Source organism: Vibrio sp. 10N.222.46.A1 (genome assembly GCF_041473595.1).
GTDB lineage: Bacteria > Pseudomonadota > Gammaproteobacteria > Enterobacterales > Vibrionaceae > Vibrio > Vibrio tasmaniensis_A.
This window is the reverse complement of the sequence record NZ_JBFRSN010001095.1, coordinates 1-499: the sequence shown is the minus strand read 5'-3', so window position 1 is coordinate 499 and position 499 is coordinate 1. Positions and strand designations below refer to the sequence as shown.

General features: G+C 40.7%; 1 protein-coding gene. It reads left to right on the top strand.

Features of this window, described 5'->3' with window-relative positions:
* Nucleotides 1-194: 194 nt before the first annotated feature.
* Nucleotides 195-499, top strand: a 305-nt coding sequence (locus tag AB4496_RS24140) for a GNAT family N-acetyltransferase (protein ID WP_372132307.1), incomplete at its 3' end; no start/stop codon positions are given.

Sequence of the window (499 nt, the reverse complement as noted above, 5' to 3'; positions counted from 1 at the left end):
TATTTAGGCTGCTAATACTAATGCATGACTAACGATCATACCCGCAATTATTATAAGGTTTAATGTATTTCGTGATAGATCTAGCGTATCACGAATAATTCGTGCCACAAGTGGTTGCATATTAAAAATTGTGCGACATTATAACCTGCCGACCAAAAGACACTTAAATCATCAGCCAAAAGAAAAGGGAAAACATGTTTAAAACAGTTATCGATGAAGAGTTATCCATCGCTCTGGTTGAAGAGAACTTCGCATCTCATTACGCGGAAATTTCACAAAGCCAAAATGAGTATCTTAGCCAATGGTTAGCATGGCCACCGCACTGCAAAACAGAGCAGGACTTTAGGATCTTCATCCAGCGCTCGCTACATGATTACGCGGAAGGCAAAAGCATGACATGTGCGATTGTGTACAAAGACAATATCGTCGGTAACTGTAGCTTTAACTCCATTGACCACAGCAAACAGAAAGTCACGATAGGCTATTGGTTGTCCGAGAC